We start from the raw sequence: 17125 nt of genomic DNA, 5'->3' as shown, positions 1-17125 counted from the left end.
CAGCGGAACCTTTATTGCGGCTACTCAGTCGTCGAATAAGTTACCCATTTAGCAGCTTCATCATCATAATAGCTTTCCTGTGTGACCTTACCTTTGCCATCAAGCTTTTTAATAACCACCGCCAGACCATTCTCATCATAGATTTTAATCTGTTTATCTGTCACCACGCCGTTGACATAGGTTCGCTTGGATATTAACTGACCATTACAGTGATAATGAGCAAACTCGCCATCAGCCACGCCCATGTTGTAATGTTCGCGAGACTCAACTCGACCATTTTCACCACAAAAGGTTAACTGCACGCCATGGCGAGTTTTTAGTGGGTTATAGCCATAATGCTGCTCTGACCGGCGCCAGCCATCTGAGCTGTAGGTTTCTAACACCCCACTTTTGCTTGCTCTGTCGTAGTTAAATTGACTTCTTAAACGACCACTAGGATAGTAGGTTTTCTCATTAAGTTTCTTATAATCGGCATAAATGAATTCACTATCACTCTCAAGTTGCCCACTAGCATAATAGTCCTTGTGGCGCTGCCGCTTTTCACCATCAACAAAATAATACAAACGCCATTCACGGCCCTTTTCATAACTGATGCTCTCAACCTCTTTGTCGCCTTCAAAACGCTTATAGCTGGTAATTACGCCCAGCTCATCATAAAGCCACTGCTCAGTTTTCACACCAGCTTGATACAGTCTCACCCATTGTGGTTTTCCTGTGGTTGAAAAATGGTAACTGATTTGTTTACCGTCTAACTTACCCGCCTTATACCAAGCAGTTTCAGTTAGTTGATTGTCAAGTGTCGAGAAACTATAGCCATACTCGACTCCATCTTGATACTGAGCCGCTCTATAAAATGCCTTGCCATAAGCATAACTGGTCGCAATGCCTGTAAACAGTTCGCCACGATAAGTCTCAGGGCAATCACTTTGATATTTCGCGTCACAGGAGGTTAGCTCTAGGTCGTCCTCACTAATAGGAAGCTGTATGTCACCGCCGCACCCCGTTAACGCTCCAACACTTATCATCAGCCCTATAAGATAGGTATAACGCTTTGTTCTAGTGATAAACGGCATCTGACTTGCTCTTGTAATTAAATTTAAATAGACAACAATCTAGGTTAATTAGCATCTTGTAAAACATAAGCTTAGATAAAACTACTGCAGGATACACAGAGGGAGAGCCGTTCACAAACAACATAAACTGAAGTCTTGGTTTTATCGGCAGATTCATAACCAGCATCACTAAAATCCAGATTAACTAGAGTTCATTTCACATTACTAACCAAAGGCGTATAGTTTTTAAGCTCGATGAATTCCACTACACTTTGTAAAGCAATCATCACTCCTAATTTGATCCTATGGAGACACAGTTAATGACACAGCTATATTCACTTGCCCAACCCGGCGTTCTGTCCAACCCTAGCTCACATGTAGAATACCTCACCTTTTCACTGCTCCCCCAAGTAGAGTGTGCAGATGCTATCGGCGACTGCATTGCCAGTCTTTCTGGCATAGAAAAATCTATCAACCAAAAAGATCTCACTGCTGGGCTGAATATTTCCATCGGTTTTTCAGCTAATGCCTGGCCGAAGCTGTTCCCAGATCTGCCAATACCAAGCGAGCTGCATGCCTTTCCTGAGATGAGTAATGGCGAACGCCACTTCCCATCGACGCCTGGTGATATCTTCGTCATGATAAAGTCCGAGCGTATCGATCTTAATTTTCAGGCAGCTAAATATATTCGCAATAGCTTTAACGATATTGCTAACTTAATTGAAGATATCCAAGGTTATAAATACCTAGATAATCGCGATATGATTGATTTTGTCGATGGCACGGAAAACCCTGTCGGCAAGGAACGCACCGAGGCGGTGTTGGTTGCTGACGATGTGGCACTGCATCAAGGTGGTAGCTACCTACATGTTCAGCGCTATGTCGACCGTCAGGATCAATGGGATAAACAGAGTACTGAATATCAGGAGCAGGTGGTTGGCCGCACCAAGATGGATAATGTAGAGCTAAGTGATGACGTTAAACCCGCTTGGGCTCACAACGCGAAAAGCAAAGTGGAGATCGATGGTGAAGAGATTAAAATGCTCAGACAAAATCGCCCCTACGGTAACGCCTTGGAACATGGCACCATGTTTGTTGGTTTTGCCGCCACACCATCGATCATTGAAACCTCACTAAGCCAGATGATCAATGCGGACGAACAGGGTCACTACGACCGTCTACTCGACTTTGTAGAGGCTAAGACTGGCTGCCTGTTCTTTATGCCATCTACAGCCTTTCTAGAGCAATTCGGCGATTAGGCATACATTAGCTTTCTAAGATCACCGTAGCCGTTGCATAGTGCCTCTCATCTGCGATCGAGAGGTGTGCTCGGCTTCCACCAAGCTGAGCTAAGCGCTGGGCGGCGCCGTCACTAAGGGTCACTAAGGGAGCACCATTGGCATTATTGCTGATCTCTATATGTTGAAACGACACGCCTCGGCCTATGCCTGTTCCTAATGCTTTGCCTACAGCCTCTTTAGCCGCGAAGCGCTTTGCAAGATATCGCCCTGGTTGGCTCGATGCCACAAAGAGGGCAAACTCGGCTTTGGTTAACACTCGCTTTGCTAAACGACAGCTTAATAGCGCATCATCGCCTGCATTAGGAATACGCTCCTCAATTCGCGCGATTTCAACAATGTCAGTGCCTAAACCAACAATCATAATGCTTCCCTATTTAACCCTAAACTAACTCAGGCTAGCTAAATGGCCTAAGCGACGTTACTCTCTATTTCTAATACCTAATTTATAGGCATAAATAAAAGCCGAGAACTCATGTCTCGGCTTATAGGTAATGATGATCTAAAAGCTTATTCGCCTCTACGGCCTTCTAACATCAACTGTTTCATATCACGTACGGCGGTCGCTAAACCATCGATAGCAGCACGAGCAATAATCGCATGACCGATATTAAGCTCATACAGCTCTGGGATAGCCGCAATCGCTTTTACATTGTGATAATGCAAGCCATGACCGGCATTAACCACTAAGCCTTTACCATGGGCGTAAGTTGCCATCTCGGTAATACGTTGTAGTTCAGCAGCTTGTTCGCTATCAGTTTCGGCATCGGCGTAACAGCCCGTATGAATTTCAATGACTGGTGCGCCAACGGCAACGGCGGCATCGATCTGAGTCTTGTCGGCATCGATAAACAGAGAGACCTTAATACCAAGCTTAGTCAGACGCTCAACTGCTGCGGCAATCTTATCTTGCTGACCCGCAACGTCTAGACCACCTTCGGTCGTCAGCTCTTCACGCTTTTCCGGTACTAAACACACATAAGCTGGCTTAATATCGCAGGCAATATCCAGCATCTCCTCAGTGACAGCCATTTCGAAGTTCATTCGAGTCTTTAGCGTCTTAGCTAAAATATAAACGTCTCTATCTGTAATATGGCGACGGTCTTCACGCAGATGAATAGTAATGCCTTCGGCACCTGCGTGCTCGGCAACCGCTGCTGCTTGAACTGGATCTGGATAATTGGTCCCGCGTGCCTGTCGTAGAGTCGCAATATGATCGATGTTAACGCCCAATAAGATCCGGCTCATGATTATTCCTTAAAAATTCAACACAGATAAAAAAACTATTGTACTGGTAGCTATAGTGTTTATCCAGCGAGTCAAATTAAAATCATTTAGCGCTTTTGAAGAGGGTTAAGCTAACCCTTGGTTCGCTTGACGAACAAGCTTCGTGAATGAAGTGGTTTATCCCCAAGCACCGGTGCTAACAACAGTCGCATCAATTTCTTAGCCTCATGAAAGTGCTCAACGCTAAGTGCTCGTTGATTTAACGCCACCAACATCTCTCCTGTGAAGAACTTATGTCGATTAAACTCGGTTGTGATCACTGGAGTAAAACCATGGTCTTGATCTAAACGATAGAAACCACTAGGTGTTATCGGCGCGTCACTGGGGTCAAAATCCAAAGATGGCATGGTGCCTAACTCTTTTAACAGCGCATGCTCAAAGTATCTAAGCTGGCTTTGCTCAAATTCAGTCGCCATAGCAATGAGCGTACGATGATACTCATAAAATAGGCTCTCCGCGCTGTGCTGCACCGTTAAGCTGCGGATCAATAACTCATTAAGATAGAGCCCTGAGTATAGACAATCGCCGCAAAGTGGCACCGCAGGACTGGCAGCTTCAACTTGCTTTAGGTTTTTAAGATCGGTTTTGCCATGCAACTGAAAAATTAGTGGCTGGAACGGCTGTAAGATACTGCGTATAGAGTTTTTAGCGCTACCTAAACGCGCCACAGCATCCACTCTCCCCACACCATCGACGAGTAAGTTAACGATGACACTCGAGTCACGAAAGTGCCTGCTGTGAAGAACGTATCCACGCTCCATGATTATCTTATTCCGTTTGCAAAATAGCGTTAATGCCAATCAGTATCATAAAACCAACAAGCCGTTTGTAAACTGAAAAAAACGGGGAACTCGTTAATATACTGGTTATAAAAATGCCTCTTCTTATCACTAAAAAGAGGCACCATTTTCGATAAAACTTAGAGCTTAAGGCTTAGTATTATTCGTCACCGTAGCCAAGGCTGCGTAGTGCACGCTCATCATCGGCCCAGCCAGACTTAACCTTGACCCACATCTCTAGGAACACCTTATTATCGAACAAGACTTCCATATCGACGCGAGCTGCAGAGCTAATCTTCTTAATGCGTTCGCCTTTATTACCGATCACCATACGCTTTTGCGTTTCGCGCTCTACTAATACTAACGCGTTGATCTGATAAACACCGTTTTCCATCATCTTAAACTGTTCGATTTCTACCGTACAATCATAGGGCAGTTCGTCACCCAAGAAACGCATTAGCTTTTCACGAACGATCTCTGACGCCATAAACTTCTGCGAACGGTCTGTCACATAATCTTCAGGGAAGTAATGTGGCGATTCTGGCACCGACTCGACGGCCATATCTAAGATACGTTGTACGTTGGTACCTTGAGTTGCAGAAATCGGCAAAATTTCATCGAAAGGAAACTTCTTCGATAACTCTTCAAGATGTGGGAAGAGTGCTTCTTTATCTTTAATGTTATCGACTTTGTTGATCGCAAGAATCGTCTTACGGCCATCATCACGACTCTGCAGTTTACGCAGAACCATCTCATCGTCTGGTGTCCAGTTCATACCATCGACGACAAATACCACTAAGCTGACTTCCGCTAACGAACTCGCTGCGGCGCGGTTCATCAAGCGGTTAATCGCGCGCTTCTCTTCAATATGAAGACCAGGCGTATCGATAAACACCACCTGACGCGGACCATCGGTGTGAATGCCCATGATACGGTGACGCGTTGTTTGCGGCTTCTTAGAGGTAATACTGATCTTCTGACCAAGTAGCTTATTCAGCAGCGTTGACTTACCCACATTTGGACGACCAACGATCGCCACCATGCCACAATAGGTCACTGCGTACTTAACCGCAGACGACGGATTGTTCATATTCGCCAGTAGTTCGTCTAAACTTGGCTCGTGGCTTTCAGGTAAATCTTTGTTGTCACTCATTTCTTAATTAACTCCAACACTTGAGCAGCAGCACTCTGTTCCGCTTTTCTACGTGAACTCGCTACTCCGATAACGGCTTTGCTCAAGTCTTCAACAATACATTCAACGGTGAAAGTTTGCTCGTGAGCATCACCTTCAGTATGGACCACTCTGTAAATTGGTAGTGGTTTTCTAAACTTCTGCAAGTACTCCTGCAGCAGTGTTTTCGGATCTTTTTGGTTTACAGGCTCAATCACCTTTAGACGCGACTCATACCAATTAAGCACTAGCTTACGGCAGTTCTCGATATCAGAATCGAGATAGATCGCACCGATAATGGCCTCTACCGCATCGGCAAGAATCGACTCGCGTCTAAATCCGCCGCTCTTTAATTCACCAGGACCAAGCTTTAAGTAATCGCCGAGTTTAAATTCGATAGCAATTTCAGCCAGCATCTTGCCGCAAACGAGTGTTGCCCGCATACGGCTCAAGTCACCTTCAGTCGCCGCTGGAAACTGGTGGTATAACGCATCGGAAATCACTATCGATAAGATTGAATCTCCTAAGAACTCCAGTCTCTCGTTGTGCTTGTTAGATGCGCTGCGGTGAGTTAGCGCTTGATCTAAAAATGATTTTTCACTGAATTCATACCCTAGTGTACGGCACAAACGTGGAATATTTTTAATCGGTTCCATATTACTTAATTCCGCCTACACGGTTAAAGCGAACCCCAGTTGGGATCCAAGTCGGTAAAAAGTCTGCAGGCGTTCTGTCAAATTCGAAGCTAATCCAAATTGCCACAGCCTTACCCACTAGGTCTTCTTCAGGTACAAAACCCCAGTAACGGCTATCTTGACTGTTATCACGGTTATCACCCATAGCGAAGTACTGGCCTTCAGGAACAATGAACTCAGTAAGCGGTACATTATCCTGACGGAAATAATGACTAATCATATCTGGACGTGTCGGATTGATTAAGATGTCGTGACTCACATCGCCTAGTTGCTCTTTGTAACGGATCAAAGGCGTACCATTTTGAGAAAACTCACCGCGGTTAACTAGCGCTCTATCTACCATCTTCAGTTCTGGACAAGGGCTTTGACCCTCTTTACAGGCTGGTTGGATATAAAGCTCTTTATTGCGATAAATAATTCGGTCGCCAGGTAAGCCAACAATGCGTTTAATGTAATCAATCTGCGGATTAACCGGATATTTAAATACTGCCACGTCGCCACGTTCAGGCTTGCCAGTTTCTTTAAGTGTAGTGCGCCAAACAGGATCTTTAATGCCGTAGCTAAACTTCTCTACAAGGATAAAGTCCCCCACAAGCAATGTTGGCATCATAGAGCCTGATGGGATCTGAAACGGTTCGTAAATAAAAGAACGCAGGATCAACACAAAAGCGATAACTGGGAAGATAGACTTGGATGTTTCGACAATTGCCGACTCACGCATGATCTTATCAACGTTTTCTTCACTTAAATCTGCTTGTGCTGCTTGAGCCATTGCCAACTTTTCACGGCGCTTAGGCGCAAAAAACACAGCATCGGCCATCCAGATTAGGCCACTGCCTAAGGTAACCAACACCAAAATTAGGGAAAAATAGGCTGCCATTATAAAATTAACTCCTGCCAAACATGATCGGTTTATGGCGATAGCGCCAAGGTCAGTAATGGTTATACGCCAGTAATGAAAGCGCCGCAAATTGCGGCGCACAGTCTAGCGATATATTAACAAATCTTAACGATCTCGCTTAATCATTAAGCTTAAGTACCGCTAAGAATGCCTCTTGCGGCACCTCTACGTTACCCACTTGCTTCATGCGTTTCTTACCTTCTTTTTGCTTCTGTAGCAGCTTCTTCTTACGAGAAACGTCGCCACCGTAACACTTAGCGGTTACGTCTTTACGCATCGCTTTAATCGACGAACGAGCAATAATCTGGCTACCAACAGCAGCTTGAACAGCAATATCGAACATCTGTCTTGGAATAAGCTCTTTCATCTTATTCACAAGCGCTAGGCCCTTAGTACGGATCAAGCCTTTATGAATAATCATTGCTAACGCGTCAACTCTGTCGCCGTTAATCAAGATGTCTAAACGCACCATATCCGCTGGTTCGAAGCGAACAAAGTTATACTCAAGAGACGCATAACCGCGACTGGTTGACTTCAAACGATCGAAGAAGTCCATTACCACTTCGGCCATTGGCAACTCGTAAGTCAGCGCCACTTGGTTTCCGTGGTAAACCAAGTTGGTCTGAACGCCACGCTTTTCAACACATAGTGTAATAACGTTACCTAAATACTCTTTTGGTACCAGAATATTGGTCTCAACTATCGGCTCGCGCATCTCAGCAATATTATTAACCGCAGGCAAATCTGACGGGTTATCAACATAAATGGTCTCGCCATTGGTCTTAACGATTTCGTACACTACCGTCGGAGCTGTAGTAATAAGCTCTAGGTTATATTCACGCTCTAAACGCTCTTGAATAATCTCCATGTGGAGCAGACCCAAGAAGCCAATACGGAAACCAAAGCCCAGTGCCGATGATGTTTCTGGTTCGAAAAATAGTGATGCATCGTTCAAGCTAAGCTTGTTCAGTGCGTCACGGAAGTTTTCGTAGTCATCTGTAGAGATTGGGAATACACCCGCATAAACCTGCGGCTTAACGCGCTTAAAACCTGGCAATGGCGCTTCAGCACCATGCTTAGCATGAGTCAAGGTATCACCGACTGGTGCACCATGAATCTCTTTAATACCCGCGATAACAAAGCCTACTTCACCAGTTTTCAGTTCGGCAGTATCAGTCTGCTTAGGAGTAAAGATACCTACGCGGTCTGCGTTATGAGTCTGGCCAGTCGACATCACCTTAAACTTGTCGCCCTTCTTCAGTACGCCATTTTTAATACGGACTAAAGACACAACGCCTAAGTAGCTATCGAACCAAGAGTCGATGATTAGCGCCTGAAGCGGCGCCTCTGGATCACCTTCTGGAGGCGGGATTTGGTCTACAATAACTTCCAGTACGTCTCTAATACCAATACCGGTTTTAGCAGAACAACGAACCGCATCAGTCGCTTCGATACCCACGATATCTTCAATTTCTTCGGCTACGCGATCTGGATCTGCCTGTGGTAGATCGATTTTGTTCAAGACAGGAACAACGTCCATATCCATCTCTAGCGCCGTGTAACAGTTTGCTAAGGTTTGTGCTTCAACACCTTGACCAGCATCAACCACCAACAATGCCCCTTCACATGCCGCTAGTGAACGCGATACTTCATAGGAGAAGTCAACATGACCTGGAGTATCAATGAAGTTTAGCTGGTAAGTTTCACCATCACTTGCTAAATAGTCCAAGGTTACGCTTTGCGCTTTAATGGTAATACCACGCTCACGCTCAATATCCATTGAGTCGAGAACTTGCGCAGCCATTTCACGATCGGTTAAGCCACCGCATTCTTGAATAAGGCGATCTGATAGTGTTGATTTGCCGTGGTCAATATGGGCAATAATCGAAAAGTTTCTAATATGCTTCATTATGCTGGGATGACTTAACTCGAAGTTGATAAAAATTTTAAAGTGCAGAATTGTACCCGATTGCAGCTTTAATACCAATTTTTATAGTGCGATTAGAGTGGAAAATTAACAGTTGGGGTCTCGATATCGCTAATTAACGATCTCTATAGGCTTGCCAAGAGACTTGATTATGACGGGCTGTGCCTGTTCTTCTAATCTCTTTGCCGCTCGCTTACCCATAGCCCAAAAGGCTAAGGCCCCAGATAACGCACCAAGAATCGATAGCAGATCTGAGTGGATATCGGCTAAGCCAGCAATTTGATTACCGCAAAAGGCGCCGATAAATAAACCGATAAGCGGCAAAATATAGACTAAAGCGGCCGCTTTGAGAATCACGCTCTCAGGCAAACCTAACTTTAGTCGCTCGCCTTTAACAAACTGGCTATCACTCTGAATAGAGAAACGCTGAACCTTAGATGAGAAAGCTTTAGAAACGGCTGATGTGCCACACGTATCACCACTTTCGCAATGATTACAGGCACTCTTCATTTCGACCTCTACCACGACCCAACCAGAGTTGCTATTGGCAACAACTCTGGCGACCTCTTCCATCATGACAAAACCTTCATTACTGTAACATGATACTCTTGGCGATACGGCTCAAGGTCTCAGCAGGAACCTTACCCACAGCAACAACTTCGGCATTGCCAACTCGCTCTGTCGCAAGGGATAAGCCGTTGCGAGTGACTAACTCTTCTGGGAGCGGGGCTTCACCCGCTTTAGCAACGTAAACCGAAATATTGGCTAAACCATCGCTTATGGCAATGTATTCCACCGCTTCTTTGCTGCCAATCAGCCTGTGTTGATCTTTAATCAATACCTTGAAGCCCGCTGGTAACCAGCTAAACTGCCAATCTTCACCGCCCTCTCTATCAGATTGAGACAAGACTGGCGGCCACTCCTGCTTATAGGCTTCTTTCAGAATTGCGGGAACATCATCCAGCACCAACAATTCGACCACTAGCAGCTGCTCTAATAGCTGTTTATCACCACTTATCATGTCAAAACGCAGTGGCAGATAGGTATCCATGTCCATCCAAACCTGATATCCATAGCGGTTATCATCGGTTGGAATAATGCGCACAAGTTGACCAGGGCGACCTGCAATTCGACTGCGGCCTCCCAGAACAAACTGATAGCCCGCTTCTAACTTAGAGATATCATCGGCAAAGGCACCGGGAATAACCCCCTGAATACGATTAGAATGCACGCTATAAGCAGGCTGATCATGCTCAATAAAAGTAACGGTATTCCCCACACGCACAGCGTTTTTTGGCGGTCCATTTAGATGCTCTAAAAAGGCCACTTCTTCGTCATTAACTTTACCGTGTATATAAACCAGAGGCCGGATATGATCTGCCTGAAGTTGGATAAGGGATATTTTAAATTCTTGTTCTCGCAGGGCTTGGCTCATATTTTCTAGCCAAGCTTTGGCGGGCATGTCTTCCCGCGCCATCGCGGGAAAACTCATGGCTATAATAGCCAATAGGATTAGACGCAAGCTAACTCCTCATTATTGAGCAACAGGTGTAGTATCGACCTCGTTATTGTCGTCGATATTCACTCCATTATTCAATCTTTGTTGCAACATATGATCTTGAATATAGGCATTGATACGGCGACGCTGGTCAGCCATCTGATCATTGGTATAACTTTGATTTTGTTGTACCGCCCCCGTTTGCAAGCTCACAGGTGAAGCGCTACCAACTAATGGGCGCGTATTGAGTACTGGCAGTGGAGAGTTATCCACTAAGCTATCTTGGTTATAGTTCTGTACACCGACTACAGCCACCATAGCGACAGTCGCAGCAATGGCGTATTGGCCAAATTGCTTGAACAGTGGAATAACTTTACCTGCTGCAGCACTATTTGACTCTTTAGCCACGGTGGTAGGCTTAGGCGCCACAATCGCAGGCTCTTCGTCAATGGCTGCCATAATGCTTGCGCTAAGATCCAAAGACATTGTCTTTGGTAACTCACCACGCATCGCATCACCAATCATATGATAATCACGCCACTGTTCATGTGAATCTGCGTCAGCGACTAACTCAGCTAACGTGTGCTCGTCAATTTCACCATCGACAGCAGCAGATACCCATTCCTGACCTAACTTATCCATTATTCACCTATCTTTATCTAAGATGCTAACGTTCTAGCAACGGCTTAAGCTTTTTATCGATTGCCTCTCGAGCTCTGAAGATCCGCGATCTTACAGTACCCACTGGGCAATCCATGACATTGGCAATCTCTTCATAACTCATACCATCGAGCTCTCGTAAAGAAATAGCCATCTTTAATTCTTCTGGCAACGTGTCTAAGGTATCAAAAACTACCTTTTGAATTTCATCTGACAAAACCAGACGCTCAGGGGAGGCAAACTCCTTTAGCGCATCACTGCCATCATAATATTCAGCTTCTTCAGCATCGACATCATTCGCTGGGGCGCGACGCCCCTGAGCGACCAGATGATTCTTCGCAGTATTCACTGCAATGCGGTACAACCAAGTATAAAACGCACTTTCACCACGAAAGTTTGGTAATGCGCGGTAAGCTTTAATAAAAGCTTCCTGCGATACATCAGCAACGTCGGCCTGATTTCGTACGTAACGAGATACCAGATTCGCGACCTTGTTTTGATATTTCTGTACCAAAAGGTTAAAAGCGTTTTTGTCTCCACGCTGTACGCGCTCAACTAATTGTTGATCACTTATTTGTCCACTCATCCGAGCCGACTACTCCTAAATCTAATACTGATTTCTCAGCCGCTCGAATCATATTCACTTATGTAGACTAGCGCGTTTCAAAAAAGTTCTAAAAAAATTTGCAAAGATGTGATTTTCTTTTATGGAAGCTTTGATTTTTTTATATGCGACCGATGAAAGTATCCATATTCGACGCCATGGTTTAACATAGTCGGACTCCCTAATAACTCTATGATACCTGATGAAACAAGTAGTTGAACACCAATCTGACGTTTTGGTTATCGGCAGTGGTGCTGCCGGTCTCACTTTAGCTTTGCATCTTGCTGAAAAATCAAAAGTTATTTTGCTATCCAAAGGGCCACTCAGCGAAGGCTCAACCTATTATGCCCAGGGCGGTATCGCCTCAGTCTTCGATGAAGAGGACACGATCGAGTCCCATGTTGCCGACACATTAGTTGCCGGAGCTGGGCTTTGTGACGAACCCGTGGTCAAATTTACTGCCGAAAATGCCAAAGCAGCTATGCAATGGTTAATTAATTGTGGCGTAGCCTTCGATAAAGAAGAAGTCCCCGCTGGCAGTAAAAAGGAAGCGCCTTATCACTTAACTCGTGAAGGCGGCCATAGTCACAGACGCATTCTACATGCCGCAGATGCAACAGGCAAAGAGGTGCAAGTCACCCTGCAGGATCAGGCTCGCAATCACCCCAATATTCTAGTCTTAGAGCGCTACAACGCTATCGACCTCATTACGACTCGTAAATTAAGTCGTCCGGGCAACCGTGTTCAGGGAGCCTATGTTTGGAACAGAGACGAAGAACAAGTTGAAACGGTTAAGGCGCGTTTCGTCGCGCTAGCAACTGGCGGCAGCTCTAAGGTTTATCAATATACCTCTAATCCTGATATCGCATCTGGTGACGGCATTGCTATGGCGTGGCGCTCTGGATGCCGTGTCGCCAATATGGAATTTAATCAGTTCCATCCAACTTGCTTGTATCATGTCGATGCCAGAAATTTCCTGCTGACCGAAGCGCTTCGTGGTGAAGGGGCTTATTTACGTCGCCCCGATGGCTCACGCTTTATGCCAGATTTTGATGAGCGTGCCGAACTTGCACCGCGCGATATCGTTGCTCGCGCCATTGACTATGAGATGAAGCGTTTAGGCTCTGACTGTGTGTATTTGGATATCACCCATAAGCCGGCAGACTTTATCATCAAACATTTTCCGACTATCTATAAGCGCTGCCTAGAACTTGGTATCGATATCACCAAGGAACCAATCCCTGTGGTACCTGCGGCGCATTATACCTGCGGTGGTGTCATGACGGATCTGCATGGCCAAACCGATCTCAACGGTTTATACGCCATTGGTGAAGTGGCTTATACAGGCCTGCACGGAGCCAATCGATTAGCCAGTAACTCATTGCTTGAATGCCTAGTATTTGCTCGTGCGGCGGCGGAAGACATTGAAAGCCAACTGGGTAAAATCCCTATGCCAAGCTCACTCCCCGCTTGGGACGAGAGCCAAGTGTCTAACTCTGACGAAGAGGTTGTCATCGCCCATAACTGGCATGAGCTTCGCCTCTTCATGTGGGATTACGTAGGCATAGTCCGCTCGGATAAACGCCTTGAACGTGCGCTGCGTCGCTGCGTAATGTTGCAGCAGGAAATTCAAGAGTATTACAGCAACTTTAAGGTCAGTAATAATCTGCTTGAACTGCGCAATTTAGTGCAAGTTGCCGAGCTGATTATTCGCTGTGCCATGGAGCGCAAGGAGAGTCGAGGCCTACACTATAATATCGATCACCCCAATAAGGATGAATCGCCAAAGCCAACTATTTTGCAGCCCGACTAGATATGCAGCTAGCGCAGATAAGCTAACTGAAGTAGACGACACAAATGCCGATAATTTGTGTCGTCTAACATATCCGCCCACAGGACCAGACGCGTTTTCTTCCCCATCACGGCGATATCAAACATCACCGCAAAAGGTGTAATGACTGGCTTTCCGCTTAGCACAAAGTCCATACCGTGCTCGAGCTTACCTCCACCGTCAGCTTTAAGCACAAACTGGCAACGCCAATACCTTAAGCGATAGAACTGCCAGATAAAAAAGCCACAGCAAGCCGCAAAAACGAGGTACTTTATCCAGATATAAAAAGTATTTTCAGCGTAGGGCCAAATAAGAAAGGAACTTAAGCAAGTAACAGCAATAACGGCCAGAGAGAGTCGCTGACCGTTTGAAGAGCGAACATCAAAACTATGCTGCTGGACGTCCACGAACCTTGATAATCATTTCGGCAAAAGCAGGGTTTGGGCAGACTTCATGTCCCATAAACCAAGCAAATAGTTCAGGGTCTTCACATTCGAGAAGCTTAACAAATACGCTCTTATCTTCTACCGACATCGCCTCATAATGCGCCTCAACAAAAGGTTGAAATAGCACATCAAGCTCAAGCATGCCTCTACGACAAGCCCATTTAACTCTCGATATTTTCATCGGTTCTTGGGTTGATTCAGACAAGGTACAAACTCCAAACTGTTATCATTATATTGCGGCTAAGTGTACCAGCTGCCAAGCCTTAGTGTCGATAATTGCTACACGCTATTATCGATAACAAACTCGAGTAGGTTGCAACGATTGCCTCATCAAGAAGGTGTCACAACTGCTGCACTTTTAAGTCGTTGCCTGCGAACAACTCAGTAAAATCAGTTTCTAATAGGCTCTTAACCGCCGGGTGCTGGATCATTCGCTCGGCAAACATCACATGATATACCTCTTTAATTTCTGAGGTTTCACCTAGTAAGGTCATGCCATGGGCTAAAATATCTTGCTTGTAAATCGAAGGAGCAACAAAGATCCCCTGCTTGAAAAAACCAAAAGACTTCATCATCGCTGCATCGTCAAACTCCCCCAGAATGCTCACATTCAGAGCTTTTTCATCGAACCAGCGCACTAATTGCTGCCCCAGTGAGGTTCGTCTTCCAGGAATAAGCAGCTTGCCCTGCTCTAAACATTGTGGAAAAGGTTTGGAGTAAGTCTCGGCAGAGAAAAAAGCCACACCAGACTCACCAAGTTGCTTAGAAAGAATTTCGGGGTATTTAAGACTCTCACCGGCACAATCTGAGAGGATCATATCCAGTTTATGCTCACGTAGTCGCGTCATTAACTCTTCATGTGTCGCTTCATAGCAGGCTAAATGCATCGAGCCATCGCTTGGTAGTACAGAGAGCAATACTCGGCTGCTCAGCGCCTTAGATAGCGCAGCGGCAATCCCCACTTCAAACAAGATATTTTCATCTTTTTGATAGTTGAGTAAGTCGAGCATTTCATAGCTAAGGCTGAACATCTTGTCGGCATAGCGAAAAACTAACTCTCCAAGCTCGGTAGGCTCTAGCGAGCGTCCTACTCGTTTAAATAAGCTGCCCTTAAGGCTGGCTTCGAGTACGCGAATTTGACCGGTGACAGTTTGTGGGGTTAAGCATAACGCCTCGGCGGCTTTTGCTACGCTCCCCTTCTTCTGGATCATCCAAAAATAGTAAAGATGGTTATAGTTTAGATTTGCCATAGGTGGATCACCGTTGTAGTAAATAAAAACGAGGCAACTTATTCAGTTGCCTCGTTAGCTTTTTAAGTTTACTTAAGACGCTGACAGTCCATTAAATCAAACATTACTGCAGTTAAATCATCAGTAGTTTTAATCTCTCCGGCTGAGAACGACTCTGCTAATCCTGAAACGAGCGAATCGCGATCTGGGATTCGATCCTGACAAAATGCTCGGTTAGCTTCTTGAAAACGTTTACCCCCACGGTATTTAAGTGCGCGAGACTCATAACCATCAGTCTCTAATCGTTGACCTACTGCAGCCCCTTTGTACATTAAGGCTCCGTCAACAACACCTTCTAGATAGTTCTTGCATACGACACTATCGATATTTTGGTTGCAGCTCTCAACCTGTGTAGCTGTTGCTACTGAACTAAAGCCAAGACCAATAACTAATGCAAACAATCCTAATCTCATGCTTTCTCTCCTTTCTCAGGTAACACCTTCGACAACCAGAAGTAACCTATCGTTGCTGATGCTATTGACCCCAACAAAATCCCTAATCTTGCATAATCACCGTAGATCTGTCCCTCACCTATAAAGGCAAGCGAAGAGATAAACATTGACATAGTGAAGCCGATACCACACATCACGGCAACAGGTGTAATGTGCCTCCAGCCCATGCCTTCTGGTAAAACGGCCAACTTAAGTTTCACGGCAACAAAACTGAATAACATGATACCAAGCGGCTTACCCACTAATAAGCCCAGTGCAATACCTAGTGGCACTGGCGATAGCAGTGAACTCAAGCTCATGCCACTCAAATCAACGCCGGCATTAGCGAAAGCGAAGATTGGCAAAATAATGAAAGTACTCCATGGGTGTAGACTATGTTCTAGACTCTCAGATGGAGACGAGCCATCTTTTGCTCTAAGCGGAATACAGAATGCGATAATAACGCCAGCTAATGTCGCATGCACACCAGATTTAAGCACAGCTATCCAGAGGATAAGGCCGACAACACCATAGGGACCAAGCGCTGTTACGCCTTTACGGTTCAAACCTACCAATCCCAAAATAGCAATCGCAGCTACGACTAAACTAACTGTCGATAGATCGCTACTGTAGAACAGTGCAATGATAACAACTACCCCAAGGTCATCGATAATAGCCAATGCTAACAAGAACACTTTTAACGCGACCGGCACACGGCTTCCGAGTAACGCCATGATACCTAAAGCGAACGCGATATCTGTCGCAGCAGGAATGGCCCAGCCCACCTGAGTAAGTGGATCTGAATAGTTAAAAATCAGGTATACAGCGGCAGGGAAAACCATACCACCGATCGCCGCAAATGTAGGCAAAGATGCCTGAGCACGGCTAGATAATGCACCTTCGAGCAACTCTCTTTTTACTTCCAAGCCGATAAGCATGAAGAAAATTGCCATCAAGCCATCGTTGATCCAGTGAATAAGTGTCTTATCGATATCTAGGCTACCAACACGCACTTGCATTTCTGTTTCCAGAAAGCCTTGGTACATACCCGATAACGGTGAGTTTGCTAATAACATTGCAAGCACGACGGAAATCATCAATAAGATGCCGCCTGCCGATTCCTGGCTTAGAAAATTCCTAATTGCCCGTTCCATTTTTTACGCTCCATAAAATCTCAATACCGCGAGTGTAGCCGAATACGATAAACCTGAATAATCGTTTGCATCAGCCATAAACATCGGGATATCCGAAGTATT

19 protein-coding genes are annotated in these 17125 nt (G+C 45.4%); 2 read left to right on the top strand and 17 right to left on the bottom strand.

Features of this window, described 5'->3' with window-relative positions; all coding sequences use genetic code 11:
* Positions 1-20: 20 nt before the first annotated feature.
* A complete protein-coding gene (locus tag L1D44_RS08830; RefSeq protein ID WP_239889803.1) occupies positions 21-1073 on the bottom strand; it encodes a hypothetical protein in 1053 nt (350 codons plus the stop codon).
* Between the two features lie 299 nt (positions 1074-1372).
* Here L1D44_RS08830 and L1D44_RS08825 point away from each other — a divergent pair, with 299 nt between their 5' ends.
* Positions 1373-2311 carry a Dyp-type peroxidase gene (locus tag L1D44_RS08825; protein WP_239889801.1) on the top strand — a complete coding sequence of 313 codons (939 nt, stop codon included), beginning with the start codon at positions 1373-1375 and terminating at the stop codon, positions 2309-2311.
* 7 nt (positions 2312-2318) lie between these two features.
* Here the strand turns inward: L1D44_RS08825 and acpS are convergent, their stop codons facing one another.
* The 11 genes from acpS to rpoE all read right to left on the bottom strand — a co-directional run bounded on the left by acpS (position 2319) and on the right by rpoE (position 11854).
* Positions 2319-2714: a holo-ACP synthase gene (gene acpS / locus L1D44_RS08820; RefSeq protein ID WP_239889799.1), complete on the bottom strand. Its 396-nt coding sequence runs from the start codon at positions 2712-2714 to the stop codon at positions 2319-2321.
* Between the two features lie 146 nt (positions 2715-2860).
* Entirely contained in the window at positions 2861-3598 is a 738-nt protein-coding gene (pdxJ, locus tag L1D44_RS08815; protein ID WP_220768088.1) for a pyridoxine 5'-phosphate synthase, read from the bottom strand.
* A gap of 110 nt (positions 3599-3708) precedes the next feature.
* Positions 3709-4398 (bottom strand): DNA repair protein RecO, encoded by a 690-nt coding sequence (gene recO, locus L1D44_RS08810; protein ID WP_239889797.1) that lies wholly within the window; start codon positions 4396-4398, stop codon positions 3709-3711.
* Positions 4399-4576: 178 nt separating this feature from the next.
* On the bottom strand, positions 4577-5569 hold the full coding sequence (gene era / locus L1D44_RS08805) for a GTPase Era (RefSeq protein ID WP_239889789.1): 993 nt from the start codon (positions 5567-5569) through the stop codon (positions 4577-4579).
* Positions 5566-6243 carry a ribonuclease III gene (gene rnc / locus L1D44_RS08800; protein WP_239889782.1) on the bottom strand — a complete coding sequence of 226 codons (678 nt, stop codon included), beginning with the start codon at positions 6241-6243 and terminating at the stop codon, positions 5566-5568. Before rnc ends, era begins: the two co-directional genes overlap by 4 nt.
* Position 6244: 1 nt before the next feature.
* Complete coding sequence (gene lepB / locus L1D44_RS08795; protein ID WP_239889779.1) at positions 6245-7162, bottom strand: signal peptidase I; 918 nt, start codon at positions 7160-7162, stop codon at positions 6245-6247.
* A gap of 139 nt (positions 7163-7301) precedes the next feature.
* Complete coding sequence (lepA, locus tag L1D44_RS08790) at positions 7302-9092, bottom strand: translation elongation factor 4 (protein ID WP_220768093.1); 1791 nt, start codon at positions 9090-9092, stop codon at positions 7302-7304.
* A gap of 129 nt (positions 9093-9221) precedes the next feature.
* Positions 9222-9686 (bottom strand): SoxR reducing system RseC family protein, encoded by a 465-nt coding sequence (locus L1D44_RS08785; RefSeq protein ID WP_239889778.1) that lies wholly within the window; start codon positions 9684-9686, stop codon positions 9222-9224.
* A 13-nt stretch (positions 9687-9699) separates the two neighbouring features.
* Complete coding sequence (locus L1D44_RS08780; protein WP_239889777.1) at positions 9700-10632, bottom strand: MucB/RseB C-terminal domain-containing protein; 933 nt, start codon at positions 10630-10632, stop codon at positions 9700-9702.
* A 12-nt stretch (positions 10633-10644) separates the two neighbouring features.
* Complete coding sequence (locus tag L1D44_RS08775; protein ID WP_239889776.1) at positions 10645-11250, bottom strand: anti sigma-E factor RseA C-terminal domain-containing protein; 606 nt, start codon at positions 11248-11250, stop codon at positions 10645-10647.
* Between the two features lie 25 nt (positions 11251-11275).
* Complete coding sequence (gene rpoE, locus L1D44_RS08770) at positions 11276-11854, bottom strand: RNA polymerase sigma factor RpoE (RefSeq protein ID WP_220768097.1); 579 nt, start codon at positions 11852-11854, stop codon at positions 11276-11278.
* 220 nt (positions 11855-12074) lie between these two features.
* On the opposite strand from rpoE, the gene nadB reads away from it, so the two are divergent.
* Positions 12075-13685: an L-aspartate oxidase gene (nadB, locus tag L1D44_RS08765; protein ID WP_220768098.1), complete on the top strand. Its 1611-nt coding sequence runs from the start codon at positions 12075-12077 to the stop codon at positions 13683-13685.
* 8 nt (positions 13686-13693) lie between these two features.
* Here nadB and L1D44_RS08760 read toward each other — a convergent pair whose 3' ends face one another.
* The 5 genes from L1D44_RS08760 to nhaA form a co-directional block, all read right to left on the bottom strand.
* Complete coding sequence (locus tag L1D44_RS08760) at positions 13694-14110, bottom strand: protein YgfX (protein WP_239889775.1); 417 nt, start codon at positions 14108-14110, stop codon at positions 13694-13696.
* On the bottom strand, positions 14091-14330 hold the full coding sequence (locus L1D44_RS08755) for a succinate dehydrogenase assembly factor 2 (RefSeq protein ID WP_220768167.1): 240 nt from the start codon (positions 14328-14330) through the stop codon (positions 14091-14093). The genes L1D44_RS08760 and L1D44_RS08755 overlap by 20 nt, the downstream gene beginning before the upstream one ends.
* 160 nt (positions 14331-14490) lie before the next feature.
* The gene (gene nhaR / locus L1D44_RS08750) at positions 14491-15399 is read right to left on the bottom strand and encodes a transcriptional activator NhaR (RefSeq protein WP_239889774.1); all 909 of its coding nucleotides are present in this window, start codon (positions 15397-15399) and stop codon (positions 14491-14493) included.
* Between the two features lie 68 nt (positions 15400-15467).
* Positions 15468-15851 (bottom strand): hypothetical protein, encoded by a 384-nt coding sequence (locus L1D44_RS08745; RefSeq protein ID WP_239889773.1) that lies wholly within the window; start codon positions 15849-15851, stop codon positions 15468-15470.
* Positions 15848-17023 carry a Na+/H+ antiporter NhaA gene (gene nhaA / locus L1D44_RS08740; RefSeq protein WP_239889772.1) on the bottom strand — a complete coding sequence of 392 codons (1176 nt, stop codon included), beginning with the start codon at positions 17021-17023 and terminating at the stop codon, positions 15848-15850. Before nhaA ends, L1D44_RS08745 begins: the two co-directional genes overlap by 4 nt.
* Positions 17024-17125 lie beyond the last annotated feature (102 nt).

Source organism: Shewanella sp. Isolate13 (assembly GCF_022398325.1).
Taxonomy (GTDB): domain Bacteria; phylum Pseudomonadota; class Gammaproteobacteria; order Enterobacterales; family Shewanellaceae; genus Shewanella.
Note: the sequence above shows the minus strand (reverse complement) of the source record. Positions and strands in the feature narration are given on the sequence as shown.